Annotated in this window: 26 protein-coding genes; 14 read left to right on the top strand and 12 right to left on the bottom strand. The window is 65.3% G+C overall.

What is annotated here, in order from left to right:
• Positions 1-44: 44 nt before the first annotated feature.
• From BDOA9_RS23145 to BDOA9_RS23130, 4 genes are all read right to left on the bottom strand, one after another.
• Positions 45-401: a hypothetical protein gene (locus BDOA9_RS23145; protein ID WP_025036347.1), complete on the bottom strand. Its 357-nt coding sequence runs from the start codon at positions 399-401 to the stop codon at positions 45-47.
• Positions 402-580: 179 nt separating this feature from the next.
• On the bottom strand, positions 581-1,480 hold the full coding sequence (locus tag BDOA9_RS23140) for a DUF2147 domain-containing protein (RefSeq protein ID WP_025036346.1): 900 nt from the start codon (positions 1,478-1,480) through the stop codon (positions 581-583).
• A gap of 152 nt (positions 1,481-1,632) precedes the next feature.
• Positions 1,633-2,133 (bottom strand): hypothetical protein, encoded by a 501-nt coding sequence (locus tag BDOA9_RS23135; RefSeq protein ID WP_082847865.1) that lies wholly within the window; start codon positions 2,131-2,133, stop codon positions 1,633-1,635.
• 1 nt (position 2,134) lies between these two features.
• Positions 2,135-2,917, bottom strand: coding sequence for a transporter substrate-binding domain-containing protein (locus BDOA9_RS23130; RefSeq protein ID WP_025036344.1), 783 nt, complete (start codon positions 2,915-2,917; stop codon positions 2,135-2,137).
• A gap of 102 nt (positions 2,918-3,019) precedes the next feature.
• On the opposite strand from BDOA9_RS23130, the gene BDOA9_RS23125 reads away from it, so the two are divergent.
• Positions 3,020-3,529 (top strand): DUF1993 domain-containing protein, encoded by a 510-nt coding sequence (locus BDOA9_RS23125; protein ID WP_025036343.1) that lies wholly within the window; start codon positions 3,020-3,022, stop codon positions 3,527-3,529.
• Positions 3,530-3,532: 3 nt separating this feature from the next.
• Here BDOA9_RS23125 and BDOA9_RS38995 read toward each other — a convergent pair whose 3' ends face one another.
• The 6 genes from BDOA9_RS38995 to BDOA9_RS23095 all read right to left on the bottom strand — a co-directional run bounded on the left by BDOA9_RS38995 (position 3,533) and on the right by BDOA9_RS23095 (position 9,678).
• Positions 3,533-4,045, bottom strand: coding sequence for a hypothetical protein (locus BDOA9_RS38995; RefSeq protein WP_025036342.1), 513 nt, complete (start codon positions 4,043-4,045; stop codon positions 3,533-3,535).
• 169 nt (positions 4,046-4,214) lie between these two features.
• Entirely contained in the window at positions 4,215-5,204 is a 990-nt protein-coding gene (locus BDOA9_RS23115) for a hydroxyacid dehydrogenase (protein ID WP_025036341.1), read from the bottom strand.
• 31 nt (positions 5,205-5,235) lie between these two features.
• Complete coding sequence (locus tag BDOA9_RS23110) at positions 5,236-6,336, bottom strand: ABC transporter ATP-binding protein (RefSeq protein WP_025036340.1); 1,101 nt, start codon at positions 6,334-6,336, stop codon at positions 5,236-5,238.
• 20 nt (positions 6,337-6,356) lie between these two features.
• Entirely contained in the window at positions 6,357-7,268 is a 912-nt protein-coding gene (locus BDOA9_RS23105; protein WP_025036339.1) for a carbohydrate ABC transporter permease, read from the bottom strand.
• Positions 7,268-8,206 carry a carbohydrate ABC transporter permease gene (locus BDOA9_RS23100; RefSeq protein WP_025036338.1) on the bottom strand — a complete coding sequence of 313 codons (939 nt, stop codon included), beginning with the start codon at positions 8,204-8,206 and terminating at the stop codon, positions 7,268-7,270. The genes BDOA9_RS23105 and BDOA9_RS23100 overlap by 1 nt, the downstream gene beginning before the upstream one ends.
• A gap of 131 nt (positions 8,207-8,337) precedes the next feature.
• Entirely contained in the window at positions 8,338-9,678 is a 1,341-nt protein-coding gene (locus tag BDOA9_RS23095; RefSeq protein WP_025036337.1) for an ABC transporter substrate-binding protein, read from the bottom strand.
• A 479-nt stretch (positions 9,679-10,157) separates the two neighbouring features.
• On the opposite strand from BDOA9_RS23095, the gene BDOA9_RS23090 reads away from it, so the two are divergent.
• Together BDOA9_RS23090 and BDOA9_RS23085 are read left to right on the top strand one after the other, a co-directional pair.
• The gene (locus tag BDOA9_RS23090) at positions 10,158-10,967 is read left to right on the top strand and encodes a Spy/CpxP family protein refolding chaperone (RefSeq protein WP_025036336.1); all 810 of its coding nucleotides are present in this window, start codon (positions 10,158-10,160) and stop codon (positions 10,965-10,967) included.
• A 112-nt stretch (positions 10,968-11,079) separates the two neighbouring features.
• Positions 11,080-11,457 (top strand): response regulator, encoded by a 378-nt coding sequence (locus BDOA9_RS23085; RefSeq protein ID WP_025036335.1) that lies wholly within the window; start codon positions 11,080-11,082, stop codon positions 11,455-11,457.
• Between the two features lie 35 nt (positions 11,458-11,492).
• Here the strand turns inward: BDOA9_RS23085 and BDOA9_RS23080 are convergent, their stop codons facing one another.
• Together BDOA9_RS23080 and glk are read right to left on the bottom strand one after the other, a co-directional pair.
• Entirely contained in the window at positions 11,493-11,705 is a 213-nt protein-coding gene (locus tag BDOA9_RS23080) for a hypothetical protein (protein ID WP_025036334.1), read from the bottom strand.
• A 140-nt stretch (positions 11,706-11,845) separates the two neighbouring features.
• Entirely contained in the window at positions 11,846-12,817 is a 972-nt protein-coding gene (glk, locus tag BDOA9_RS23075; protein ID WP_025036333.1) for a glucokinase, read from the bottom strand.
• Between the two features lie 267 nt (positions 12,818-13,084).
• On the opposite strand from glk, the gene pncA reads away from it, so the two are divergent.
• The 11 genes from pncA to BDOA9_RS23015 all read left to right on the top strand — a co-directional run bounded on the left by pncA (position 13,085) and on the right by BDOA9_RS23015 (position 25,487).
• A complete protein-coding gene (gene pncA, locus BDOA9_RS23070) occupies positions 13,085-13,711 on the top strand; it encodes a bifunctional nicotinamidase/pyrazinamidase (protein ID WP_025036332.1) in 627 nt (208 codons plus the stop codon).
• Positions 13,712-13,727: 16 nt separating this feature from the next.
• Positions 13,728-14,843: an alpha/beta fold hydrolase gene (locus BDOA9_RS23065; protein ID WP_025036331.1), complete on the top strand. Its 1,116-nt coding sequence runs from the start codon at positions 13,728-13,730 to the stop codon at positions 14,841-14,843.
• A 142-nt stretch (positions 14,844-14,985) separates the two neighbouring features.
• Positions 14,986-17,019: an NAD(+) synthase gene (locus tag BDOA9_RS23060; protein WP_025036330.1), complete on the top strand. Its 2,034-nt coding sequence runs from the start codon at positions 14,986-14,988 to the stop codon at positions 17,017-17,019.
• 31 nt (positions 17,020-17,050) lie between these two features.
• A complete protein-coding gene (locus BDOA9_RS23055) occupies positions 17,051-17,434 on the top strand; it encodes a GrlR family regulatory protein (protein WP_025036329.1) in 384 nt (127 codons plus the stop codon).
• 104 nt (positions 17,435-17,538) lie between these two features.
• A complete protein-coding gene (locus BDOA9_RS23050) occupies positions 17,539-18,807 on the top strand; it encodes a DUF1236 domain-containing protein (RefSeq protein WP_025036328.1) in 1,269 nt (422 codons plus the stop codon).
• Positions 18,808-19,248: 441 nt separating this feature from the next.
• Positions 19,249-20,064, top strand: a complete 816-nt coding sequence (locus tag BDOA9_RS23040) for a sugar phosphate isomerase/epimerase family protein (RefSeq protein ID WP_025036326.1) — start codon at positions 19,249-19,251, stop codon at positions 20,062-20,064.
• 30 nt (positions 20,065-20,094) lie between these two features.
• Complete coding sequence (locus tag BDOA9_RS23035; RefSeq protein WP_025036325.1) at positions 20,095-21,732, top strand: ABC transporter substrate-binding protein; 1,638 nt, start codon at positions 20,095-20,097, stop codon at positions 21,730-21,732.
• Between the two features lie 2 nt (positions 21,733-21,734).
• Positions 21,735-22,718 (top strand): ABC transporter ATP-binding protein, encoded by a 984-nt coding sequence (locus tag BDOA9_RS23030; RefSeq protein ID WP_025036324.1) that lies wholly within the window; start codon positions 21,735-21,737, stop codon positions 22,716-22,718.
• Positions 22,715-23,701: an ABC transporter ATP-binding protein gene (locus tag BDOA9_RS23025; RefSeq protein WP_025036323.1), complete on the top strand. Its 987-nt coding sequence runs from the start codon at positions 22,715-22,717 to the stop codon at positions 23,699-23,701. The genes BDOA9_RS23030 and BDOA9_RS23025 overlap by 4 nt, the downstream gene beginning before the upstream one ends.
• Positions 23,701-24,630: an ABC transporter permease gene (locus tag BDOA9_RS23020; RefSeq protein ID WP_025036322.1), complete on the top strand. Its 930-nt coding sequence runs from the start codon at positions 23,701-23,703 to the stop codon at positions 24,628-24,630. The genes BDOA9_RS23025 and BDOA9_RS23020 overlap by 1 nt, the downstream gene beginning before the upstream one ends.
• Entirely contained in the window at positions 24,627-25,487 is an 861-nt protein-coding gene (locus BDOA9_RS23015) for an ABC transporter permease (protein WP_025036321.1), read from the top strand. The genes BDOA9_RS23020 and BDOA9_RS23015 overlap by 4 nt, the downstream gene beginning before the upstream one ends.
• The last annotated feature ends 90 nt before the right edge of the window (positions 25,488-25,577 follow it).

Genomic DNA, 25,577 nt, shown 5'->3' with positions numbered 1-25,577 from the left:
TGCGCAGCAACGCTCCGCGTTGCTGCTTGTCCAGGACACGGCACTTACATCTTCTCCGCCGTCCACGTGCCCGTGCACATCGCGCCGCGCCAGGTGCCGGAGCCGGACGCGCCGCTGAGCCGGCCGAAGCCGACGGCACGCTTGATGCCGGTGCTCAGGGTGACCTTGATGTTGCCGGCATCGGCGACGCGGCCCGACGCCGTCACGGCGGTGCTGCTCGAGGCGATCTGACCATTATTGATGCCGATCGCGACAGTCGCGCCGTTGCCGCAGGCCTGGCTTGATGAAGCGATGCGGACGTTCCACGCGCCATCGAACGTGCTTGTCGCAGCGTCGGCCTGCGCGAGCGGGACAGCGATGACGACGGCGGTGGCGAATAGAGCCTTGCGAAACGCGTTCATGACACGCCCCTGTGGTTGACCATGCGGGGACCGTGACACGCGTGCGGAACCGGCGATGTGAGGGCTGTCACGTGCACAGGAGGCTGTGTGAGCCTGCGCACGTCGGCACGGCGGGGCGCAAAAAGCAAAGGGGCCCGCATCGCGGGCCCCTTGTCTGCGTAAGAACGATCAGGCGGATCTCAGTTCACCCGCGTCCAGGTCTGGCCGCCGCAGAACATGCCGCCGAAGGCGCAGCCCTGCACGCGCAGCCGGTCGGTGCCCTTCATTGCGATGGTCGAATCGTAGGTCGAGCCCGAGTTGGGGTCGAGGATGCGGCCGGACCATTTCTGGTCCTTGCCGGGCTTCATGTTGATCAGCACCTGCTCGCCGTTCTGGTTCGACTTGCTGTCGACCGAATAGCCGCAGAGGTTGGTGCCGCATTGCTCGATGCGGACCTTGCCTTCCTTCTCTTCGGTGAGCCAGACGCCGACCGGCGAGCTGAGATCGCGGGTGGGCGCAGTCAACGGAGCAGGTGGCACTGCGGCCGCCTGGACGCGAGCGGGAGCCGGAGCGGGTGGCGGAGGTGGAGCCGGCGGGGCGGCAGCCACGGTCGGGGCGGGCGCCGGCGCACCGGCGGGCGCGGCTTGCTGCTCGACCGGAACGGGGGCCGGAGGCGGTGCGGGCGGCGGCGCAACGGCCGTTTGGGCCGGCGTGGTGGCGGCGGTCGTCGCCGGCGGAGGAGCTGCTGGCGGCGGTGCAGGTGGCGGAGCGACGGCGGCAGCCGGTGGCGCGACTGCGGCAGCCGCGGGCGCTTGCACAGCCGCGGGCGCTTGCACGGCTGCGGGCGGCGCAGCAGGCGCGGGGGCCGGAGCCGGAGCAGGCGGCGCTTGCGGGTCGACCGTGGCCTGCTGCGGCGCCGTCTCGTTCTTCTTGGCCTTCTTCTGCTTGCCCTGGCCAGTGTTGTCGTAGACGCCCGGGATCTGCACCGTGCCGCGGTCCGGATCGATGCGGATGGTGCGCCCGCCATATTCGAAGGTGTATTGCGCCTGCGCGGCGGTGCTCGCCAAAAGGAATGCGGCCGTGGCCAACAGCTTCCTCATTTCCGTCTCCTGAACAGGTGGTCCCCGCACCGACGCTTACGCGCCGGCTCGCTTGCAAAAAGTGATCTAGATCACTGTTCTCGGTATGTGTCGTGCTCGTACGGACCTTGGTTCAATAACGCCGAACTCGGTCCAGAGTTGGACGGTGACGTCTACTTCTGCGGACATCCCTCGCTGGCCGCCCGTTGGGCGCGGGCCAGCGCCGCATCGTTCGCCTTGTCGGTATGGATATCGACCGAATCCACGAGGCAGGCATTCTTGCCATTGACCGCGAACACGGAGAGCTCCTGGAGCTCCTTCTCATCCTCGCCGACCGTTCGCCAGGTGCGGATCACCGCAGCCCTTGGGACGCCGGCACGCATGATCCATTGCACCTTCCCGCCGAACGACTTGCCGGCACCGCGCCATTGCGCGGTCGGCCCGGACACCTTCTCGATCTCGCGCCGAGGCGCGATCGTGAGCGATACGATGTTGCCCTCGTCGGCAAAGCGGATCACGTAGCCGGCCGGCCCCGGGCATGTCCACAGACCGAGCTCCTCTGTCGACTCGTCCTTGCAGGTCGGCCCGGTCGCGGGTGTGAACGTCGTCTGCGCGAGCGCACTGTCGACCCCGCCGATCCCGAGCGCGATTGCGACCGTCAATTCCCTTCGCATGTCAGTCAAACCACGCCGCGTAGATTTTCTTGTAGGTGCCGTCTTCCATCGCAATGTGCAGCCATTGGTCGACGAAGGCCTTGAGCGCCATGTCGCGCTGGAGCCAATAGGCCTTCTCCGAAAAATCGAACGGCTTTTCCGGATGCACCGCGCAGAGCACGCCGGCGTGCTGCTTCTGCTGGTAGCGCGTCTCGGAGGCGTCCGTCATCATCAGGTCGGCATTGCCCTTGGCGATCTCGTCGAAGATCACGGTGTTGTCGGGGAACACGGTGATCTCGGCCTCCTTGATGTTGGCGCGGGCGAAACGTTCGTTGGTGCCGCCGGGATTGACGATGATTCGGGTGCCTTTCTTGTCGATGTCTGGCAGCGTCTGGTACTTGCCGACGTCGGCGCAGCGCGCGATCGGCGTCTTGCCCTCGCGCATGATCGGTGTGGAGAACAGGCCTTTCCTCTGGCGATCGAGCGTCACCGACACGCCGCCCATGGCGATATCGAACTGATCCGCTTCGAAATCCCTCATCAGCTTCGGCCAGGCCGTGGCTACGAATTCGACCTTGACCCCGAGCGCCTTGCCGAGCGCCTCCGCCATGTCGACATCGAAGCCAGAGAATTGCTGCGTGGTCTTGTCGAGATAGGTGAACGGCTTGTAGTCGCCGGTCATGCCGACGCGCAAGCTGCCGCGCTTCATGATCTCGTCGAGACGCGAGGGCGCCGCCTGCTGGGCATGGGCCGAAAGGTTCATCAGCAGCGCCACGGCCAAAGCCGCCAAAACTCGAACGGTCATCTCTTTTCCACCCAGGCCCGAGCTGTCATTGTACAGCTCTCCTGACCTGGATTTAGACCAGATGCCCGTCGCTGGCGAGGCAGAATTGAAAGGAAGCTTGGGGTGACGATTTCGCTATACGAGGCCTCGGTTAGCCTCTTCGTGCCTTATCTGCGCAATCTGTCCGTGCTGCTCGACAAGGGCGTCGCTTACGCCGAGGCCCGCAAGTTCAATCCGGCGGTGCTGCTCGGGATGCGCCTTGCGCCGAACATGTATGACCTCGCCCAGCAGGTGGGCGAAGCCTGCCGCCATGCCACGGTCGCGCCGGCCCTGCTGGCGCAGTGCGAGCCAGTGGCGCTGCCGGCGCTGGAGCACGACATGGCCGGGCTGCAGGCGCGCATCGCAACGTCCATCGAGTTCATCGAGAGCCTGCCGCGCGCCGAGATCGATGCGGCGGCAGAACGCAATGTCTTCTTCAGATTGAAGAACGGCACCGAGCTGCCGTTCACAGGGCGGACGCTGCTGCTGACGTTCAGCGTCCCGCAATTCTTCTTCCACGTCACCACGGCCTACGACCTGCTGCGGCACGCCGGCGTCGAGCTGGTGAAGAAGGACTTTTTGGGAAGGAAGTGAAGCCTAGGCTTCGCCCTTGCGCTCGTAGTCGGCGAGCGAACTGCGGCCGGCGATTTCGCTGCGCAATAGCTCGAAGCGCCTGTTCGCCTCGTCTTGCTGGGTGTCGACGAAACGCACCGCGGCCTCGCTCGTCATCGGGCCGCTGATCACAGGCGCGGACTGCTCGCCGATGGTCTCGTGGACGTAGTACTGGCCGTCATCGCCGCGATGGACCGTCCATTTCAGACGGATCGCCACCATGGGTCCCGGACCAACCTTGCTGTAGCCGTCGGCATCGGTGTGCTCGGGCGCGAGCGGCTGCTCCTCGACCACGGGATGATGCTCTTCGGCTGACGGATGCTCTTCGATCGCCGCATATTCATCCACGACCTGATGCTCGTCGGAGTCCACGTGCTCACGCTCTCCGGCGACCACGATTTCGGTCTCGGTCTGGCGAACGACGAGAACCGGCTCGGGGTGCTCCAGGATGCTGGCGATGGTCGCCAGCGCGTGGTCGGTCGGGTCGATCTCTGACAAGGGTCCATCCTCCAGCTCGCCGCGCCGGCCAGTCTGTCCCACCGCCGCCGCGTTTCAAGCCCATTACGCGCGTTTGATTAAGGCTGAGTTGGGGCCCGATCTGCACCAAAATGGGACGCTTTCTGGCGCCCCGAAGGCGGGCGGGATGGGCCGCCCGCTCACCGCTCGCTCAGCTGAGCACGTCCTGGTTGATGACGTTCTGCCTGATAGGATCGCCGTCCAGCACGCTCAGGATATTGCGCGCGGTCTGCTCGCTCATGCGGCTCACCGCCTCGACCGTGACGCCGGCGACGTGCGGGGCCATGATGACGTTGGGCAGCGCAAACAGCGCGTTGCTGACCGGCGGCGGCTCCACCTCGAACACGTCGATGCCGGCGCCGGCGAGCTTTCCGGACGTCAGCGCGTCATGGAGCGCCGCTTCCTTCACGATGCCGCCGCGCGCGGTGTTGATGAGGTAGGACCTATCCTTCATGCGGACGATCCTGCCAGAATCGAACAGGCCGACCGTCTCCGGCGTCTTCGGGCAGTGGATGGTGACGAAGTCGGCGTGAGGCAGCGCGGCGTCGAGGTCGGTGACCGGCTCGCATCCGGCGGCCTTGATGTCGGCGGCGTCCTTGTAGGGATCGTAGACTTGCACCTTCATCTCGAAGGCCAGACAGCGTTTGGCGGTGCGGCTGCCGATGCGGCCGAAGCCGACGATCAGCACGGTCTTGCCGTAGAGGTCGAACGGCAGCATGCCGAGCCGGTCGGCCCAGGTGCCTTCCTTGACGCAGGAATGCAGCTCCTGCGCGCGCTTGGCCAGCGTCAGCATCATGAACAGCGCCGCCTCCGCAACCGAGGGCGAGTTGGCGCTGCCGGCGACCATCAGCGGCACCTTGCGGCGGGAGAGGGCGGGCACGTCGACGGCATCGTAGCCGACGCCGATGCGGGTCACCACCTTCATGTCGCGGGCGGCCTCGAGCTCGGTCTCGCCGAAAGCGGTGGCACCCAGCGCCACGCCATGGACCGGCGCATGGCTCTTCAACAAGGCCTCGAAATCCTTCGCCGAGATCAGGTTCGGAAACTCGACGAGCTCGATATCGTCGCGCTGGGTGAGGAGGGCGCGTGCCCCTTGAGACAAGGTTTGCGTAACGAAAATCTTCTTCTTGTTGGTCGCCATTGCTCCCCTGCCTGCGCTTATTGAGGCGGCGTCACAGCACGGCCCCGGTCTCCTCATTTAGCAGGTGCATGTTGTTGAGGTCCATCGCCAGGCGCATGGGTGCCCCGTCCTTGGCGCCGGCATTGGGATCGACGCGGCCGCAGACCGGCGTGCCGTCGAGCCCGAAATAGACCAGCGTCTCCATCCCCATCGGCTCGGTGACGTCGAGCACGGCGTCGAAGGTCTCGACCCCTGGCCCCAGATGCGCATGCGACTCGGTGAGATGCTCGGGACGGATGCCGAGCAGCAGCTTGTCGGTGCGCGGCAGCGCGTTGTAGCGCGCGGCACGGGCCGGCGGCAGCGCGAAGGCGATGCGGTCGGTGAGGCGGAGCTGAAGCGTGCCGCCGACATCCTCGAGCCGGCACGGGATGAAGTTCATCGCGGGCGAGCCGATGAAGCCCGCAACGAAGCGCGTCGCCGGCTTGTGATAGAGCTCGTTCGGCGTGCCGATCTGCTCGATCCTGCCCTTGTTCATGACGACGACGCGATCGGCCAGCGTCATCGCCTCGACCTGGTCGTGGGTGACGTAGACCGTGGTGGTGCGCACCTTCTGATGCACCTTCTTGATCTCGATCCGCATCTGGACGCGGAGCTTGGCGTCGAGATTGGACAGCGGCTCGTCGAACAGGAAGACCTTGGGATTGCGCACGATGGCGCGGCCCATGGCGACGCGCTGGCGCTGGCCGCCGGAGAGCTGCTTCGGCTTGCGGTCGATCAGGTCGGTGATGTCGAGCAGGCGGGCGGCTTCGGTCACCCGCGCCTTGATCTCGGCCTTGGGATAGTGCTTCAGGCGCAGCCCGAACGACATGTTCTCGGCGACCGTCATGTGCGGGTACAGCGCGTAGTTCTGAAATACCATCGCGATGTCGCGGTCCTTCGGCGGCACGTCGTTGACGATGTCGCCCCCGATCATGATGTCGCCGTCGCTGATGTCCTCGAGGCCCGCGATCATGCGCAGCGTGGTCGACTTGCCGCAGCCGGAGGGGCCGACCAGCACGATGAACTCATGGTCGGCGATGTCGAGGTCGATGCCGCGCACGGCTTCGACATCGTCGTAACGCTTGACTACCTTCCGCAAAGCAACGTCAGCCATCGAACTTCAGCTCCTCGTCATCAACCCTTTGTCGCGCCGGCGGTCAGGCCGGCAATGTAGTAGTCCATCAGGAACGCGTAGATGATCAGCGGCGGCGCGGCACCGAGCAGCGCGCCGGTCATGATCTGTCCCCAGTTGAAGACGTCGCCCTTGATCAGCGTCGTGATGATGCCGACCGGCAGAACGAGCTGGTCCGTCGAGGTCGTGAACACGAGCGGATAGAGGAATTGCGCCCAGGACACGGTGAAGGCGAAGATGGTCGCGGCGATCAGCCCGGGCAGCGCGACCGGAATGAAGATCCGGGTCAGAGTCTGGAACCAGGACGCTCCATCGATGATGGCGGCTTCGTCGAGCTCCTTGGGGATGGAGGCGAAATAGCCGATCATGATCCAGGTGCAGAACGGGACCGTCAGCGTCGGATAGATGAAGAGCAGCACATACCAGCGGTTGATGAGCTGGATGCCGGTCCAGTCGCCGAATAATGCGAACACCTTGAACAGTGGAATGAATAACAGGCTGTCTGGAATGAGGTAGGTCAGGAACACGCCGGTCGCCAGCGTGGCCGAACCCCAGAACCGCATCCGGGCCAGGGCGAACGCCGCGGGCACGCTGATCAGCATCGTGATGGTGACCACGAAAATCGACACCAGCGCCGAATTCCAGAAGAAGCGCAGGAACTGGTTCGACGTCAGCAGGCCGACATAGTTCTCGAGGGTCGGGTGAAAGACCCACCAGGGATTGGTCGCTGCCGAGATTTCGGCGCTGCTCTTGAGCGAGGTGATCAGCATGTAGATGGGCGGCAGCAGCGAGAAGATCGCAAACAGCGTCAGGAAGAAATACGACCATCTCAGCGCCCATTTGCGGTCGCGGCTCATGCTGCCATATTTGACCGTGCGTGTCGGCGCGGCCTTGTCGATCGTGACTGAGCTCATCAGGCTTCATTCCCGCGCTTGTTGACGTCCCGCAGGATGAAGATCGCTGCGACCGCCAGGATTGGCACCATGAACAGGGAGACGCTGGCACCGAGCGGAATGTCGCTTCCCTCGATGCCGATCCGGAACGCCCAGGTGGCAAAGATGTGGGTGTGGTCGAGCGGGCCGCCGGCGGTCAGGATTCGCACGATGTCGAAATTGGCGAAGGTGACGATCAGCGAGAACAGCGTCGTGATCGCGATGATGTTGCGCATCATCGGCAGAGTCACGTACCAGATCCGCTGCCACCAATTGGCGCCATCGATCGCTGCCGCTTCATAGAGCTGGTCGGGCACCGATTTCAGAGCCGCCAGATACATGATCATGAAGAACGGCGCGCCGTACCAGACATTGACCAGAATGACCGAAAAGCGCGCCCAGGCTGCGTCGCCGGTCCACGGGATCGGGCCTATCCCGAAGAACGACAGCGTATAGTTGAATGCACTGTAGGAGGGATCGAACAGCCAGAGCCATGCCAGCGTGCTCATGGCGGGTGGGATCACCCATGGGACCAGCAGCATGCCGCGCCATTTGCGCTGGCCCTTGGCCGGAATGTTGTGGACGAAATGCGCGACGATGAACCCGATCAGCGCCTTGAAGACCACGGCGGTGATGGCAAAGATGCAGGATTGCTTGACGACCAGCCAGAACGTGTCTCGCCTGAACAAAAACTCAAAATTGCCGAGGCCGACGAATTTCTGCATCGACTTGTTGAGGGTCGCCAGGTGAAGCGAATAGAACGCGGGATAAATCACCAGAAGCGCGATGAGGATGATCAGCGGTAGCGTCATCAGGAACGCCGCGGTCGATCTGCGCTTGAGCGCCTTTTGCAAGCCGGAGCGTTTTCGCGCCGGTTGCGCGGTGCCAATCCCGTCCGGCCGCAATGCCACATCCGCCATGATGCATTTTCCTCGCGCGGTTTGGTACAAAGAGCTCGATGTCTGAGCGAGAGCCGAGCTGCTCGCGGCTCGTGCCAAGGCGAGGTGTCGCCGCAAGACGACTAGACGCTTGCGGCGACACCTTGGCCGTCTCAGCTCCGCATGAAGCCTTCACACTCGCCTTCGGCCCAGGCAAGCGTCTTTTCCATCGCTTCACCTTGATGGTAGCGCAAACACATCTTGGTCAGCGTGGCCTGCGCGTAGATTTGCTGTGCAATCTTCGGCGGCGCGGGGGAGGCTGCAATCGACAGCGTCTGATGCTTGTAGGGGTTGGGATAGTGATAGAGCGTACCCTTCGGCGGCCCTTCCTCCTGCCACACCTTCAACGTCGTCAGCTTCTCGTAGGCCGGTAGATCGTAGCCGCCGCTTGCGACCACCATTTTTTCGATGGACGCCGGCTTCGAGAGCTGGACCAGGAGGCTCTTCGCCGCGTCCTTGTTCTTGGAGAAATTCCAGATGCTCCAGAAGTACGGCAGGTAGGGGGCAAAACGCCCCTTGGGTCCGGCCGGGAAGCCGTGGGTCCAGCATTGCTCCGCAACCTGCGGCGCGTCGCGTTTGGCGACGGCCCAGGCGCTCGGCGGGTTCATGATCATCGCACCCCTGCCGGAGACCAGCCATTTATTGTTGGATGCGTCATCCCAGGCTGCGGCGTCGGGCGGCAGGAAGCTGATGAGCTTCTTGTAGAATTCGAGGGCCTGACGAACCGCATCGGTCTTGACGGTGAGATTGCCCTTGGCGTCAACGAGCTGGGCGCCGAACGACAGGAAGATCGCGCCCGCCGTATCGACGTTGTCGGTGGTCTCGCCGAGGCCGATGCCGAACGGGACGCCGGCCTTGTGACAGGCTTCGGCAGCCTTCAGGAATGTTTCGAGCGTCCAGTTATCAGCTTTTGGCTCAGAACCGACCGGATACATCGCCTGCACATCGATGCCGGCATGCTTCTTCATCAAATCGATGCGGGAGCAGGGACCCTTGATCTGGCTGCCGACGGAGGCCGGAACTCCAAGCCATTTGCTCCCGGCCGTGCCCAGATACTTGGCCGTGCCGTTCACCTCGCCATTCTCGGCGATGATCGGCCCCATGATGTCGCTGACGTTCTCCAACTGGTCGGCATTGGCGTGGGCCCACCACGTTGGCATGGCGAAAATATCATGGCCCGACTTTGCCTGCGCTTCGGCGGCAATGGTGAGCAGGTTCTTGTTGCCCTGGCTGGGGATGTAGTCGATCGTGACTTCGACCTTCTCCTTCGCCGCCCATTCGTTGACGATCTCGGTCGAGGCCTTGTTGGCGCCTGGCACCCAATGGTCCCAGAAGCCGATCGAGAGCTTGCCGGCGGCGTAGGCGCCCCGGACATAGGGCGCTGTGATCAGCGCCGCGGAGGACATTGCAGTGGCAGCCACAAATTGACGTCGCGTCAGTTTCTTGCGTGACATCTCGTTTCCTCGCTTGGGTGTTGTTGTTGGAGTTTCCTCTGAGACTTCTTTCTTGAATTTCTTGTTCTTGAGTTGTTGTTGGTCGATTTTCTTGTTGGCGCCGTCGGCCTGCGTTTGCAATTCACGCCTGTCGCAGCAAATTGGTAGCGCGATCAGATCATGATTGATCGCGTCTGTCGAGAAAGCCGAACGGCTTCGCGTCTAAAACTAATGTTGTGCCCCAAAACGCCGCAACGTGTGTGGCGAGCGAGGCGATGCAGGCGAGGGGCACAGTGTTTTGCGGCGCACACTTCGCGCTAAGCGCTTCCGTGCGCATTTACGCCGCAGTTCCGCACGAGCCTGGATAAGCGCTTCGCGTGAAAGACTTTTCGGGCGTGGACAGCAATCGGCCGCGTCTGGACCTTGAAGCTGTGGAAACGATAGAGTTGCGCCTGGCGGCTGACTGCCGCCGATAGACCAGATCGATGATGGAGACGAGAATGATCAAACCGGCATCACCCGCGCGGCTTCACCTGCGGCGATGCCTGGCGCTGGGGTCTGTGCTCGCGCTGTTGCTCGGGGCCGCCGCGGTGGCGAATGCCCAAGGTCTGGTCAAGGGCGTTCAGGAAGGCGCTGCGGCCGGCAACAAGGCGGCCGGTCCGGTCGGTGGCGTGCTCGGTGGCGCAATCGGCGGCGTGGTCGGCGTTTTCACCGGTGTGCTCGGTGTCGGCAACACCGGCAATCAGGCGCCGCCACCCAAGGAAGCAGGCAAGGACGCGGCCAAGGATTCCAAGCAGCCGGGCGGGGCCAAGGACAAGGACAAGGACAAGGATGCCAAGAGCGCCAAGGGCAAGGGCGCCAAGGCGACCAAGGAGGCGAAGAACGCGCCGCAGGACAACAAGGGCAAGGACAACAAGGAAGTCACGGTTCTAACTCAACCCGGTGCGCCGCAGCTGACCGCCGAGCAGATCGTCGCCAACAGCGATTCCTACATCGAGCGGATCAAGAGCGAGCTGAACCTCACACCGGATCAGGAGAAGCACTGGTACGGCTTCTCGAGCGCGATGCACTACCTCGGGCATAATGGTGCAGAGCGGCTCAACCTGCGGATTGCGCGCGCCAAGCGCGATCCGCCCGACGACATCATCGAGCAGATGCGCAACGAGGCCCAGTTCCTGATCGATCGCGCCGGCGACCAGCGCAACGTCGCCGATGCCGCCGAGCCGCTGTTTTCGAGCCTCGACGACAAGCAGAAGCAGGTGTTCATCCAGGCGATGGTGCGTCTCAGCCACGAGCGTGGGCTGGATTGATCAAGTTGAATCGGTTCGGGCGCGCCTGGATTAACGGCACCCGCCACGAATTCGTGTATCCACAGCGCAATTCGGTTATGCTTAGCTTCGCGAGGCTGATTGCGGGGTTGATATGGCGGACGGACTCTCCGTTTTCCTGGTCGAAGACGAGGCGTTGATCCGGATGATGATCGCCGACATGGTGGAGGAGCTCGGCCACCACGTCGTTGCGGAAGCCGACAATGTGCGCGACGCCAGCGCCTTTGCCATGACCGCGCAGTACGATCTGGCCATCCTCGACATCAATCTGATGGGCGTCTATGTCGATCCCGTCGCCGATCTGATCGAACGCCGCGGAAAGCCGTTTCTGTTCGCCACGGGCTACGGACCGGAACTGCTGCCGTCCTTGCTCCGGCGCAGGCCGATCCTGCGCAAGCCGATCGCGATGGATCAGCTCAAGGCGATGATCGATTCGATGTTTCCAGAGCGGTCGGCCAAGGTGCCGAGCTGACCGATCGCGCTTTTGCCGCATGGCGGGAGAAGGGCTCAACCGGCAGGATTGCGGCCGTTCCTCAGCACCGTGGCAATGGTGTGAGCCGTCATGGCCGCGCGGTCCGAAGCGCGCTGGGCAGCCAGCTGGTCGCGGGCCTTTTCCTCGATCAGGAGCTCGATAAGCGCCAGCCGCTTGTCTTCGCTGTCCGCTTCGCGCAGTAACCGGTGATAGCGGTGATAGTCGAAACCCGTATCCTGCTTACGCATGTCACGCCCCCGGAACTACGCCACACACGGCTGAGATTGTTTCTCATCGGGAACATGCAGGCAAGCACGAACCTGCGTGGAACCGCAGGTGTGCTGCAATCAGCTGTGCATGACGGGAACTCGCCGCGCGGAGGTCGCCCTCAGCCGGGATTGTGCTCGGCAAACATGGTCAGGCCGAGGAAGCTCGCATCGGGCTTGATCACCAGCCTGGTCGGGATGTTGCGCAGGTAATCCTGGAACCGTCCCTTGGCTTCGAAGCGTGCCCGGAACGCGGAGGCGGCCAGGAACTCGCGGAAGCGCGGCACGATTCCGCCGGCGATATAGACGCCGCCGCGGGCGCCGAAGGTCACCGCGAGATTGCCGGCGACCGAGCCGAGAATGGCGCAAAACATCTCGAGCGTCGCGCGGCTGACCGGACAGCTGTTCTCCAGCGCGGCCTTGGTGATCCCTGCGGCATCGCGATGCGGCACCTGAACGCCGTCGATCTCGGCCAGCGCCTCATAGAGGTTCTGCAGCCCGGAGCCCGAGAGGGCGCCGCGCTCGATCGAGACATGGCCGAGGCGCTGCCGCAAGCAGGCGATCACGCGCTCCTCGCGCTCGTTCTCCGCCGGCAGGGTCGCATGTCCGGCCTCCGTGACGACGGCCAGTCGCGAGCCGTGGCGGTCGACCAGGCAGGAGACACCAAATCCGGTTCCGGGCCCAACGACCAGCAACGGCTCCCCGTGCAAGCCGTCGCCGCCGCCAAGTGGGACCAGGTCTGAAGGCTCCAAGGCGGGCAGGGACCAGGCCACGACCTCGAAATCGTTCAGCACATGGACGCTGTCGAAGCCGAGCGCGCCCTGCAGCTCGTTGCCGTCGATGACCCAGGGACTGTTGGTCATGACGCAGCGATTATTGGTGACGGGACCCGCCACCGCCAGCACCGCGCGATGGGGCTGCTCGCCGTTGGACCGGCGCGCCAGCACGTCCGCGATGGCTTCGCGGACGGTCGGGAAGTCCGCGACCTTGACATAGTCGATCGGTCCGGTCCGACCGCTCGGGCTCAGCGCGAAGCGCGCATTGGTGCCGCCGATATCGGCGAGAAGAATTTTTCCGGTCTTGCCGATATTCATGACCTCATCGCCGCCACGACCCTCAGGCCCTGGCAGCCCTGTCCTCCGCTGCTTCGACCCGATCCGCCTGGCGCGGGCGGTGCGAGAATCTGCCCTTGGGTGCGCCTAGTCAACACGGACGAGGTCAATCCGTTGCATGGTGGCAGCCTACGGTGACCAATTCGCGCAGCTGTCGCGCGCGCCAGTGGTTGCGCAGCAGCGCGGGAAGGCGGACACTGAGCCGGCTCGCCCGGCGCCCTCGCGCCCGGCAGATCGAATGGGACGGCGATGAAGATTTCCGACCGCGACGTGCTGCTGGTGATCGACGTACAGAACGACTTCTGCACCGGCGGGGCGCTCGCCGTTCCCGGTGGCGAGAAGGTCGTCCCCGCCATCAACAGGATCGCCCAAAAATTCGCCAATGTGGTGCTGACCCAGGACTGGCATCCGGCTGATCATGTCTCCTTCGCGCCCAACCATGCCGGCAAGCAGCCATTCCAGACCATCGCGCTCGACTACGGGCCGCAGGTGCTTTGGCCGACGCATTGCGTGCAGGGCACGGCCGGCGCGGAATTTCATTGCGATCTCGACGTGACGCAAGCGAGCCTCGTGGTGCGCAAGGGCTTCCGCCGCGGCATCGATTCCTACTCGGCATTGTTCGAGAACGACCATCGGACGCCGACCGGATTGCTCGGATATTTGCACGAGCGCGAGCTGAAGACCGTGTTTGTCGCGGGTCTCGCGCTGGACTTCTGCGTCCGCTTCTCGGCGGAAGATGCGCGCAAGGCGGGACTGGAGGTGGCCGTCATCGAGGATGCCTGCCGCGGCATCGATCTCGACGGCTCGGTCGCGGCGACCCATCGGAGTTTTCGCGACCTCGGCATTGCCGTCGTGAGCCTCGAGGCGTTTCTGTGAGGATGTCGAGGTAGCCATGGTGGACAAGATCGCCAAACCGCCGCGCGGGCCAGGGCAGGCTCCTGATGATCCCAGGCTCTGGCCGTTTGCGGCGGCGCAGCTCGCCATGGATGCCTGCTTCTGGTGGCTGGAGCGGACATCCGAGAACCAGGGCGACAGCAGCCTGCCGTGGACGACGCCGAGCAGCGTTGCGCTGGAGCTCGCAACCATGGGCTTGCGCGATTGCTCGCAGACCCGGTCCGGCCAGCCGGCGCTGGTCTGCGCACCCTATGCGCTGCACCGGGCCCTGATCGCCGATTTCGCCGCAGGCCACAGCGTGGTGCAGTCGCTGCGAAATGGCGGCATCGACCGGGTCTATCTCACCGACTGGCGATCGGCGACGCCGGACATGCGCTATCTCTCGATCGACAGCTATCTTTCGGATCTCAACGTCGCCATCGACGAGATCGGCGCGCCGGTCGATCTCGTCGGGCTCTGCCAGGGCGGATGGCTGTCGCTGCTCTATGCCGCGCGCTTTCCAGCCAAGGTGCGGCGGCTGGTCCTGGTCGGTGCTCCCGTGGACCTGTCGATCGAGTCCTCGTTGTCCCGGCTCGCCCGCAACGCGCCCGAGCTGGTCTATGACCAGCTCGTCGCGCGCGGCGGCGGCAATGTCAGCGGCGAGGAGATGCTGCGCTTCTGGTCCAAAGCGCCCGACGACGACGATATCGTGGCGGCATTGCAGCGGGATCTCTCGGACGAGCAGGGCGCCGAGCTGCTGGCGCGGTTCGACCGCTGGAACGCCGAGACGCTCAACCTGCCGGGCACTTATTATCTCGAGATCGTCAACGCGATCTTCCGGGAGAACCGCATCGCCGAGGGCCGTTTCGTGGCGCTCGGCCGCCCAATCGATCTGAAGGACGTCAAGGCACCGATCTTTCTGCTCGCCGGGCTCGACGACGATGTGGTGCCGGCAACGCAAGCACTGGCCACCGCGGGGCTTGTCGGCACGCCACCCGCCTTCATCGCGGCAGCGTCCGAGCCCAGCAACCATCTCGGCCTGTTCATGGGCGCGCGCACCCATGCGCACGCCTGGCACCGGATCGCCGGGTGGCTGCGCGACGATCGGCCCGGCGTGCTGGCCCGCAGCGCCTGAGCTCGCCGGCACTGGACCGGACGAGGCGCAAACCCGTTATGCATGACGGCTGATGGCCTGCACGGGGCCAGATCGATGGGCTACATTTGACTGGAACTGACGGCGACTGCCGCCGGCAAGAGACTTGAGGGTACTGCGCTCGATGACGTTCCACTCGATTTACGCCCATGGATTTGCGCGCGTGGCGGCCTGCGTGACCACCTCCCACGTCGCCGATCCCAGCGCCAATGCCAAGGCCGTCCTCGCGGCGGCCGATGCCTGCCACGAGCAGTCGGTCGCGGTCGCGGTGTTTCCCGAGCTGTGCCTGTCCGGTTATGCGATCGAGGACCTTGTGAAGCAGGATCCGCTGCTCGATGCGGTCGAGCGCGGGCTCGGCGCGATCGTTGAATCCTCCGCGGGGATGATGACGGTCCTGATCGTCGGGGCGCCGCTGCGCTTTGGCAATCGAATCTACAATTGCGCCGTCGTCATTCATCGCGGCAACGTCCTCGGCGTCGTGCCGAAATCCTACTTGCCGACCTATCGCGAGTTCTACGAGGGACGGCATTTCGCCTCCGGCGCCGGCATCGCCGGCGAGAGCATCGCCTTCGGCGGACTGCACGCGCCGTTCGGGGTGGATCTCCTGTTCGCGGCCGAGGACGTTCCGGGCCTCACCATCGGCGTCGAGATCTGCGAGGACATGTGGATCCCGGTGACCCCGGCCTCGGAGCTCGCGCTTGCTGGCGCGAGCGTGCTGATCAACCTGTCGGGCAGCCCGATCACGATCGGCCGGGCGCGTTCGCGCGCATTGCTGTGCCAATCGACCTCGGCGCGTTGTCTTGCGGCCTACGTCTATTCCGCGGCCGGGGCTGGGGAATCCACAACCGATCTCGCCTGGGACGGTCAGACCTCGATCTACGAGAACGGCGTGCTGCTGGCCGAGGGCGAGCGGTTCCGCCAGGGCGGCCAGATCACGCTTGCCGACGTCGATCTCGACCTGCTCAGGCAGGAACGCGCGCTGATGGGAACGTTCGACGACAACAGGCGGCAGCGCGAGGCGTTTTTCCGCAAGGTGACATTTGCCCTGAAGCCGCCGGCGGCCGATATCGGCTTCCTGCGCAAGGTCGAGCGCTTCCCGTTCGTGCCAAGCGATGAGAGCCTGCTCGAGCAGGACTGCTATGAAGCCTACAACATCCAGGTCGCCGGCCTGGTGCAGCGCATGCGCGCGACCGGCACCAAGCGCGTCGTGATCGGCGTCTCGGGCGGCCTCGATTCCACCCATGCCCTGATCGTCGCCGCCAAGGCGGTCGACCTGCTCGGCCTGCCGCGCGAGAACATCCTCGCCTACACCATGCCGGGCTTTGCCACCGGCAGCGAGAGCAAGACCCATGCGCTCGCACTGATGAAGGCGTTGCAGACGAGTTGGCAGGAGCTCGACATCCGCACCACGGCGACGCAGATGCTGAAGGATATCGGCCATCCCTTCGGCAAGGGCGAGAAGGTCTACGACGTCACCTTCGAGAACGTGCAGGCGGGCCTGCGCACGGATTATTTGTTCCGGCTGGCCAACCATCACGGCGGCATCGTGATCGGGACCGGCGATCTCTCCGAACTTGCGCTCGGCTGGTGCACCTATGGCGTCGGCGACCAGATGGCGCATTACAACGTCAACGCCGGCGTGCCGAAGACGCTGATCCAGCATCTGATCCGCTGGGTGATCTCCTCGAAACAGTTCAGCGACGACGTCAACCGGACGCTCGGTTCGATCCTGGCCGCCGAAATCTCGCCCGAGCTCGTGCCGGTCGAGGCCGGCGAGAAGCCGCAGAGCACGGAAGCGTCCGTCGGACCGTACGAGCTGCAGGACTTCAACCTGTTCTACACGCTGCGCTTCGGCATGCGGCCGTCCAAGATCGCCTTCATGGCGCTGCAGGCGTGGAAGGACGTTGCCAAGGGCGAATGGCCGCCGGCCTTCCCCAGCGACCGGCGCAGGGCGTATGATCTCAAGGAGATCCGCCGCTGGCTGGAGGTGTTCCTGCGCCGCTTCTTCGCCTTCAGCCAGTTCAAGCGCTCGGCCATGCCGAACGGGCCGAAGGTCTCGGCCGGCGGCTCGCTGTCGCCACGCGGCGACTGGCGCGCGCCCTCGGATTCGAGCGCGGCGGCATGGCTCGAGGATCTCGAGCGGAACGTGCCGAACTGATCGGGGCAGCGGATCGGTGGGGGATGATCGGATGTCGGCTGGCGATGCGGCGGAAGCGGGCGAGGAGGCCAGGGTCGTCAACGGCCTCTACATCTTCGACATCGAGATGCGGGACGGCAAGCGTGGGCAGGCCAGGGGCGTGGTCGTGCTCTGCGACGGCCGCATCATGGGCGGCGACAGCTACTTCTACTACACCGGCAGCTACACCTTCCGGAACGGCAAGTGGCGGGGCGACATGATCGTCAATCAGCACACCGAGGCGGTCGGCAGGACGCTCGCATTCGGCGGCAGGGAGGTCACCTGCGGCTTTTCCGGGGACTATTTCCCCGGCGGCGCGGAAGTCGAAGGCATGGCGCTGGTCGGCAAGACCAGCGTGACCTTCACGGCGCGACTGACGCTGAAGGATGCGATGTGATCGCGACCTGATCGGCTCACTTTCACGACTGCGTTCCTGCTCAGGAACCTTCGCACGGACAGAACGTTCGCGTCTGTTGTTGCGAATTGTCGAGGAGAGGGACCATGCGTCAACATTTGTTGTTATCGACTGCGGCCATCGGACTCATGCTCGCGTCCGGCCTTGCTTACGCCCAGGCGCCCGGCGAGCGCAGGGACGAGCCGAAACGGACCGAGGAACCGGCCAAGGGCGCTGCGCCGCAGCGCGGTGGTGCGGCTCAAGACCGTGTTCAAGAGCGCGCGCAGGGCGCCCAGGAGCGGCTTCAGGGCGCAGGTCGCGAGGATCGAGGCGGCGCTGCCAAGAGCGAGGCAAATGACGACAAGCGCCAGCCGGCGACGGCTTCGGAACGCAACCAACCGAAGGCGAAGGATCAGGCGCAGGAGTCTCGCGAGCATTCGCGCGATCGCAACCGGGAAGCCGAGAGCGCGAAGCCCGGACGCGATGCGGGCAAGAGCAGCGCGGAAACCAAGCAGGACAAGGCGACGCCGCAGAAATCAGCCGCCGAATCCGAGAAATCCAAGACTGGCCCGACGACTGGCCAGCAGAACGAGCGCGCGGGAGCGACAGCCAACCAGAACGAGCGCAACCAGGCCCAGCCGCCGCGCAATGCGGCCGAGCAGCAGCCACCGGCGCAACAGGGCAACCGGCCGGCCACTGCGACGGATACCAACAGCACGGCTCCGACCAACAATGCGCAGACCGCGCCCGGAACCTCGGGCACGCAAACCAATCAGGCCAACCAGACCACGCAGACCAACACGCAGGTGAATCAGCAGGCCCAGGTGACGACCGAGAGGCAGGTGCGGATCTCCGAAACGGTGAGCCGCGCGCGTCTGGCGCAGCCGGAGCGCAATCTGAACATCTCGATCCGGGTCGGCGAGACGATTCCCTCGCGCGTGCGTCTGCATCGGCTTCCGCCCGAGATCGTCTCGATCGAGCCTGCATATCGGGGCTACGAATATTTCACGACGGAAGACGAGGTCATCATCGTGGAGCCGCGCTCGCATCGCATCGTCAGCCAGGTCCCCCGCGATCCGTCGCGGGCGCGTGCCCAAATGGGCGGCAGCACCTCGTCGTCAAGCATGGCGGCGGCAAGCGGAAGCAACATGGTGAACTGCCAGATCATGCGACGTGACGCCTCCGGCAACGTGGCCCAGGCCGAGCCGACCACCGTGGGTTCGACCGCGCGCACCGATTCCCTGAGCGTGATCGTCCAGATGCCCGGCGGCGGCTCCTCCGCGCCGATCGCCCTCGGCGCTCCCGCGGGCAACATCGTGGTCGCGACGCAAGGGCAGGGCGACTGCACCGTGACGCTGGAGCCGCAGACGCGCTAAGCGCTGAAACGACAACGCGCCGCCCGGATGCCCCACCGGACGGCGCGTTGCTGCGTTCAATCTAAAAAGTTTCGAGGTCCGGAGTGCCTAGGAGTCCGGACCTCGTCACCTTGCCCCAGCCTTCAATCCCCCGCCCCATGTGGTCCCCCAACCCCAAGGGTAGCGCGATCAGAGGGTGATGCCCGTGGAAGTGGCCGCCGATCGATGTCCCGCGATGTACGCGAAGGTTGGCTAGGATTCCATTCCGGATCACTACGGGCACGATAGCGCTTGCCCTGTGCCCGTTCGGCATCGCTCGCGAGCGATCGATGCGGTGAACCGCAGCACGCGCGGGCAGGATGTCCACATCTCGTCCGCGCTGCGGAAGACGGATTTCACGGGCCTGTCATTGAACTGGTCTAGCGCTGCTCCCCGTCATTGCTGACGACGAAGGAGCATGCCATGTCGAAGCCGGTGCTGGGCGCCGCATTGTCCATCAAATCGATCCCCGCGCATCGCGACTGGCTTCTCGAAAAGCAGCGCGATCTGGAAATCCAGGACTTCTTCCGCGCCGACCTGCTCGATAGCGACTGGCGCACGACCGCCGGCGAGATCAAGCAGATGCTGTCGGGCCATACCGGCCGGCTCGGCATCCACGGTCCGTTCTGGGGCTTCAAGATCGACAGCCACGATCCCATGATCCGCCAGGCCGTGACCAAGCGCCTGCTCCAGGGGCTCGAGGCCGCCGAGTTCCTCGGCGCAACGCAGATGGTGATCCATTCGCCGTTCACGACCTGGGATCACAACAATCTCGATCTCTATCCGGACAACCGCGCCAATATCGTCGAGCGCGTCAAGGCGACGCTCGCCGAGGTGATCGCGCGTGCCGAGACGATCGGCTGCGAGATCGTCATCGAGAACATCGAGGACAAGGATCCGCGCGACCGCGTCCGCCTGGCCAAGGCGCTGGAAAGCAGCAAGGTCCGCGTCTCGCTCGACACCGGCCACGCCAATTACGCGCACATCTCCACCGGCGCGCCGCCGGTCGACTATTACGTCGAGACCGCCGGGGACATGCTGACGCATGTGCACCTGCAGGACACCGACGGCTTCGCCGATCGGCACTGGGCCCCGGGCGAGGGCAACATCCCCTGGGTCGCCGTATTCCGCGCGCTGGGACGGCTGACATCAAATCCGCGGCTGATCCTCGAACTGCGCAATCACGACGACGTCCGCAAGGGCGCGGCGCATCTCGCCGCCCTCGGTCTCGCCGAATAACCGACATCACAAAGGGTAGGGCTTATCGCCATGAGCAAATTCACCCGTCGCACCATCCTGAAATCCGGCGGCGCCGCCGCAGGCGCGCTTCTGCTGCCGCGCTTTGCGATCGGACAAGCCGACAACCGACCGTCGGTGACGATCGCCGTGCAGAAGGTCACGAACGCCAACGTGGTCGACGTGCTGCGCGAGCAGTCCAATGTCGGCGAGCGCGTGTTCTTCTCCTCGATCTGGGAAGGCCTGATCTCGAAGAACTGGCGCGGCAGCTTAGAGGCCGTGCCGGGCCTTGCCACCGAATGGCGCCGCATCGACGACCAGACGGTCGAGGTGAAGCTGCGCCAGGGCGTCAAGTTCCACAATGGCGACGAGCTGACGGCGGAAGACGTCGTCTTCACCTTCAGCCGCGAGCGCATGTTCGGCGAGACCGAGGCCAAGAACCGCTCCACCATCAAGGCGTTCGAGAAGATCCCGACGCCGCGCCCGGGCAAGGAGCTGCCGCCGGACGTTCCCGCGGTCGCCCGCCGCATCTGGCCGGACCTGGTGCGCGTCGATGCCGTCGACAAGTACACGGTGCGCTTCTACAACGCGACGCCCGACGTCACGATCGAGGGCCGGCTGTCGCGTTACGGCTCCGACATCATGAACCGCCGCGCCTGGGAAGAGGCGGCGAGCTATCTCGACTGGGCCCGCAAGCCGGTGACGACCGGCCCCTACAAGGTCGTCGAGCTCAAGCCCGACGTTTCGCTGACGTTGGAAGCGCACGATGAATATTGGGGCGGCCGGCCACCGCTCAAGCGCATCCGCTTCCTCGAAGTGCCCGAAGTTGCCAGCCGTATCAACGGACTGCTCTCGGGCGAATACCAATTCGCCTGCGACATCCCGCCGGACCAGATCGCCGGTATCGAGAAGAATGCAGCGTTCGAGGTGCAGGGCGGCACGATTCAAAATCACCGCCTCACCGTGTTCGACAAGAACCATGCCGTGCTCGCCAATCCGCTGGTGCGGCGCGCCTTCACCCACGCGATCGATCGCCAAGCCATCGTCGACAGCCTGTGGTCTGGCCGCACCCGCGTGCCGAAGGGCCTGCAATGGGAGTTCTACGGCGATATGTTCAACGCCGACTGGAACGTACCGGCCTACGATCCGAAGCTCGCGCAGGATCTGCTCAAGCAGGCCAACTACAAGGGCGACCCGATCCCGTACCGCCTGCTCAACAATTACTACACCAACCAGGTCGCGACCGCGCAGATCCTGGTCGAGATGTGGAAGTCGGTCGGACTTAACGTGCAGATCGAGACCAAGGAGAACTGGTCGCAGATCATGGAGCGTAGCCCGACCCGCGCGGTGCGCGACTGGTCGAACTCGGCCGCCTTCAACGATCCGGTGTCGTCGCTGGTCGCCCAGCACGGTCCCAACGGCCAGCAGCAGCAGATCGGCGAATGGACCAATGCCGAGCTGAACAAGCTCTCCGAATTCCTGGAGACCTCGACCGACCGGGCCGCGCGCAAGAAGGCGTTCCGCCGCATGCTGGAGATCGCCGAGCGCGAAGACCCCGCCTACACGGTGCTGCACCAGAACGCGACCTTCACGGCCAAGCCGAAATCGATCAAGTGGAAGGCAGCGCCCGCCTTCGCGATGGATTTCCGCGCCGGCAATTTCGAGGCCTGAAGGTGAAGCCGCTGGTCAGCATCGAGGATCTGCGCGTCGCCTTTGGTGGCGTGCCGGTCCTGCGGGGCGTCGACATCGCCTTGCAGAAGGGCGAGGCCGTCGGCCTCGTCGGCGAGTCCGGCTCCGGCAAGTCGGTGACGTGGCTCGCCGCGCTCGGCCTGTTGCCGCGCCATGCGCAGGTCTCCGGCTCGGTGCGGCTCGACGGGCGCCAGATTCTCGGCGCGCCGGCCAATGAGCTCGACCATGTCAGGGGCGGGCGCATCGCCATGATCTTCCAGGATCCGGCGAGCGCGCTCAATCCGGTGCTGACCATCCGCAGGCAGCTCTGCGAGGCGCTGGCGCTGCATCGGGATCTCCAAGGCAACGCCGTGAAGGCGGAAGCGCGGCGGCTGCTCGATCTCGTCGGCATTCCCGACGCAGGCCGGCGGCTCGAGGCCTATCCGCACGAATTCTCCGGAGGCCAGGTCCAGCGCATCATGATCGCGATGGCGCTGGCCGGCAATCCCGATCTCCTGATCGCGGACGAGCCGACCACGGCGCTCGATGCCACCATCCAGGCCCAGATCCTGGAGCTGCTTTCAACCGTCCGCCGCGAGCTCGGCATGGCGATGGTGCTGATCAGCCACGATCTCGGCGTCGTCGCCGAGAATTGCGACCGCGTCGCGGTGATGTATGCCGGCCGCATCGTCGAGCAGGCCCCGAGCAACCAGCTGTTCGCCGATCCCGTGCATCCCTATGCGCAAGGGTTGATCGGCGCGCTGCCGCCGCTCGATGGTCCGCGGCGGCGCCTCACCGCCATCCCCGGGACTGTGCCGGATCCCGCGCATATGCCCGGCGGCTGCGCCTTCGCGCCGCGTTGCGCGCTGGTCGCGGACGCATGCGGCCTTGCGGCGCCGACGCTTGCACCGATTGCCGATGACCGCAGCGTCGCCTGCGTCCAAGCCGAGGCCTCGCGCCGCGCGGTGCTCGGGATTGCCGCCGAATGAGTCCGCCGCTCGTCGAGGTCTCCGCGATCTCGCGCACCTATGCGATGCGGTCCGGAATGTTCGGGCGGGCTGCGGCCGTGCATGCCGTCGATGGCGTGTCGCTGACGATTGCGAGGGGCCAGACGCTGGGACTCGTCGGCGAATCCGGTTCGGGTAAATCCACCACGGGCCGCATCGTGCTCGGCCTCGAGCCGCCGGACAGCGGCGAGGTGCGGTTCGATGGCAAGCCGATGGCCGCGCCTGGGACGACGGCGTGGCGTGCGCAGCGCGCGCGGATGCAGATGATTTTCCAGGATCCGCTCGGCGCGCTGGACCGGCGTCTGCCGGTCGCAGCGCAGATCCGCGAGCCGCTCGACATTCACGACATCGGCACGCCTGCTGTGCGCGAGGAGCGCGTCCGCGAGCTGCTGCGCGCCGTCGAGCTGACACCGGCACACGGCGCGCGCTATCCCGGCGCGCTTTCCGGCGGCCAGCGGCAGCGCATCGTGCTGGCGCGGGCGCTGGCGACGAAGCCGGATTTCCTGGTCTGCGACGAGCCGGTCAGCGCGCTCGACGTTTCGATCCAGGCGCAGGTGGTGAACTTGCTCTGCGATCTCCAGGCGCAGCTGTCGCTGACGCTGCTCTTCATCAGCCACGATCTGCGCGTTGTCAGGCAGATCAGCAATGTCGTCGCCGTGATGTATCTCGGCCGCATCGTCGAAATCGGCAGCGCCGACGATCTGTTTGCGCGGCCCGAGCATCCCTACACCCAGGCGCTGGTCTCGGCCTCGCCCGCACCGGGCCGCCGCAGCGCCGGCCGCATCGTGCTGTCAGGCGATCCGCCGAACCCGGCCGCGCGCCCCGCCGGCTGCGCCTTTCATCCACGCTGCCCAAGCGCCATCGCGCGCTGCAAGAGCGAGGTGCCGGCGCTCGAAACCGTCGGCGGCGACAGGCAGGTCGCCTGCCATCTCGTCACCGGCGCTGCGACACGGGACGCCGCGTGATGGGACGCTATTTCGCCATTCGCATCGGACGCGCCGCGCTCACGATCGTGCTCGTCGTCACCTTCGCCTTCATCGTGTTGCGGCTGTCGGGCGATCCCGCGTTGATGATCCTGGGACCGGAGGCGCCGCCGGAGGTGCTCGCGGCTTTCAGGAAGGCGTGGGGCCTCGATGATCCCATTTGGGCTCAATATTTCGACTATTTCGGCGCCATTGCCAAAGGTGAGCTCGGCCGCTCCATGCGCGACGGCCGGCCTGCGATCGAGCTCGTGCTGGAACGCATTCCCGCGACCTTGGCGCTGACCTTGCCGGCGTTCTTCTTCAAGGTGGCGCTCGGCATTCCCGCCGGCACCTACGCCGCGCTGCATCGGGGCTCGGGAATCGACCGCGCCGTGATGATGACGGCGGTCGCCGGCTTCACCGTGCCGAGCTTCGTGCTCGCGCTGCTGCTGGTGCTCGTCTTCGCCGTGCAGCTCGGCTGGCTGCCTTCGGGCGGACAGGACAGCTGGCGCCACGCCATCCTGCCGATCGCAACGCTCAGCCTCGGCGGCGCCGCGGTGTTGGCGCGCTTCACCCGCAGCGCCATGCTGGAGGTGCTGGGCCAGCCCTATATCCGCACCGCCTCCGCAAAAGGCGTGCCCTGGCGCAAGGTGGTGACCTCGCATGCGCTGCCGAACGCGGCGATCCCGACCGTCACCATCCTCGGCTTCATGGTGGGCACGCTGATCGCAGGCGCCGTCGTGGTCGAGAGCGTGTTCGCCTGGCCGGGAGTAGGGCGCCTGCTCGTCGTTGCTGTTGCCAACCGCGATCTCGCGGTCGTGCAGTGCATCCTGCTGCTGGTCGCGATGACCATGGTGACGTCCAACCTGATCGTCGATTTCCTTTACGGCTTCCTCGATCCGCGCCTGCGCAGCAAGGGAGCCCATGCATGACCGACGCGACGCTGAAGGATACGGCCGTCCGCCGCCGCATCAGCCTGCCGGCCATTCCGGTCTCGGTCGCGCTGGCGATTGCCTGGATCGTCGCGATGCTCGTGATCGCGGCTTTTGCGGAGAAGATCGCGCCGTACGGCTTCACCCAGCTCGACCTCCGCAACCGGCTGGCCGCGCCCGGCAACGCCGCGCACTGGCTCGGCACCGACGAACTCGGCCGGGACGTGCTGTCGCGGCTGCTCGTCTCGATCCGCATCTCGCTGCTGATCGCGTTCGGCGCCACCGCGATCTCGGCCGTAGCAGGCACCACGCTCGGCTTTCTCGCCGCGCATTTCCGCGGCGCCGTGGAGCAGCTCGTGCTGATGCTGTCCGACTTCCAGGCCAGCATGCCGTTCCTGATCATGGCGCTCGCCGTGCTCGCCTTCTTCGGCAATTCGCTGCCGCTCTTGATCGGCCTGATGGGCCTGTTCGGCTGGGAGCGCTATGCCCGCATCGCGCGCGGCCTTGCCATCTCCGCCAATGCGCAAGGCTACGCCGCCGCGGTCCGTCAGTTGGGCGCGACGCCGTCGCGGATCTACCTCCGGCACATCCTGCCCAACATCGCCTCGACGCTGATCGTTTCGACGACGCTGGTCTTCCCCGAGGTGATCCTGATGGAGTCGGGCCTGTCCTTCCTCGGCCTCGGCGTGCAGCCGCCGATGACCAGCTTGGGCAACATGGTCGGCTACGGCCGGGAATATCTGACCCGGGCGCCGTGGATTATGCTGGCGCCGGCGACCACCATCGTGGTGACCACGCTGGCCGTCTCTGTGATCGGCGACTGGCTGCGCGACCGGCTCGATCCGACGCTGCAGTAAATGCTCGTCATGGCCGGGCTTGTCCGGCTTGTCCCGGGCATGACGGTTGAAACCGCCTGAGCCCCCGCGCCGGGAGCAGGGGAGCCCTGT

It is taken from the genome of Bradyrhizobium sp. DOA9, from assembly GCF_000617845.2.
Taxonomy (GTDB): domain Bacteria; phylum Pseudomonadota; class Alphaproteobacteria; order Rhizobiales; family Xanthobacteraceae; genus Bradyrhizobium.
This window is presented reverse-complemented; position numbering and strand designations above follow the sequence as displayed.

Coding starts and splice junctions, on each gene's coding strand:
- BDOA9_RS23145 (WP_025036347.1), bottom strand. CDS start 401: ATGAACGCGTTTCGCAAGGCTCTATTCGCCACCGCCGTCGTCATCGCT.
- BDOA9_RS23140 (WP_025036346.1), bottom strand. CDS start 1,480: ATGAGGAAGCTGTTGGCCACGGCCGCATTCCTTTTGGCGAGCACCGCC.
- BDOA9_RS23135 (WP_082847865.1), bottom strand. CDS start 2,133: ATGCGAAGGGAATTGACGGTCGCAATCGCGCTCGGGATCGGCGGGGTC.
- BDOA9_RS23130 (WP_025036344.1), bottom strand. CDS start 2,917: ATGACCGTTCGAGTTTTGGCGGCTTTGGCCGTGGCGCTGCTGATGAAC.
- BDOA9_RS23115 (WP_025036341.1), bottom strand. CDS start 5,204: ATGGCGACCAACAAGAAGAAGATTTTCGTTACGCAAACCTTGTCTCAA.
- BDOA9_RS23110 (WP_025036340.1), bottom strand. CDS start 6,336: ATGGCTGACGTTGCTTTGCGGAAGGTAGTCAAGCGTTACGACGATGTC.
- BDOA9_RS23105 (WP_025036339.1), bottom strand. CDS start 7,268: ATGAGCTCAGTCACGATCGACAAGGCCGCGCCGACACGCACGGTCAAA.
- BDOA9_RS23100 (WP_025036338.1), bottom strand. CDS start 8,206: ATGGCGGATGTGGCATTGCGGCCGGACGGGATTGGCACCGCGCAACCG.
- BDOA9_RS23095 (WP_025036337.1), bottom strand. CDS start 9,678: ATGTCACGCAAGAAACTGACGCGACGTCAATTTGTGGCTGCCACTGCA.
- BDOA9_RS23090 (WP_025036336.1), top strand. CDS start 10,158: ATGATCAAACCGGCATCACCCGCGCGGCTTCACCTGCGGCGATGCCTG.
- BDOA9_RS23085 (WP_025036335.1), top strand. CDS start 11,080: ATGGCGGACGGACTCTCCGTTTTCCTGGTCGAAGACGAGGCGTTGATC.
- BDOA9_RS23080 (WP_025036334.1), bottom strand. CDS start 11,705: ATGCGTAAGCAGGATACGGGTTTCGACTATCACCGCTATCACCGGTTA.
- glk (WP_025036333.1), bottom strand. CDS start 12,817: ATGAATATCGGCAAGACCGGAAAAATTCTTCTCGCCGATATCGGCGGC.
- pncA (WP_025036332.1), top strand. CDS start 13,085: ATGAAGATTTCCGACCGCGACGTGCTGCTGGTGATCGACGTACAGAAC.
- BDOA9_RS23065 (WP_025036331.1), top strand. CDS start 13,728: ATGGTGGACAAGATCGCCAAACCGCCGCGCGGGCCAGGGCAGGCTCCT.
- BDOA9_RS23060 (WP_025036330.1), top strand. CDS start 14,986: ATGACGTTCCACTCGATTTACGCCCATGGATTTGCGCGCGTGGCGGCC.
- BDOA9_RS23055 (WP_025036329.1), top strand. CDS start 17,051: ATGTCGGCTGGCGATGCGGCGGAAGCGGGCGAGGAGGCCAGGGTCGTC.
- BDOA9_RS23050 (WP_025036328.1), top strand. CDS start 17,539: ATGCGTCAACATTTGTTGTTATCGACTGCGGCCATCGGACTCATGCTC.
- BDOA9_RS23040 (WP_025036326.1), top strand. CDS start 19,249: ATGTCGAAGCCGGTGCTGGGCGCCGCATTGTCCATCAAATCGATCCCC.
- BDOA9_RS23035 (WP_025036325.1), top strand. CDS start 20,095: ATGAGCAAATTCACCCGTCGCACCATCCTGAAATCCGGCGGCGCCGCC.
- BDOA9_RS23025 (WP_025036323.1), top strand. CDS start 22,715: ATGAGTCCGCCGCTCGTCGAGGTCTCCGCGATCTCGCGCACCTATGCG.
- BDOA9_RS23020 (WP_025036322.1), top strand. CDS start 23,701: ATGGGACGCTATTTCGCCATTCGCATCGGACGCGCCGCGCTCACGATC.
- BDOA9_RS23015 (WP_025036321.1), top strand. CDS start 24,627: ATGACCGACGCGACGCTGAAGGATACGGCCGTCCGCCGCCGCATCAGC.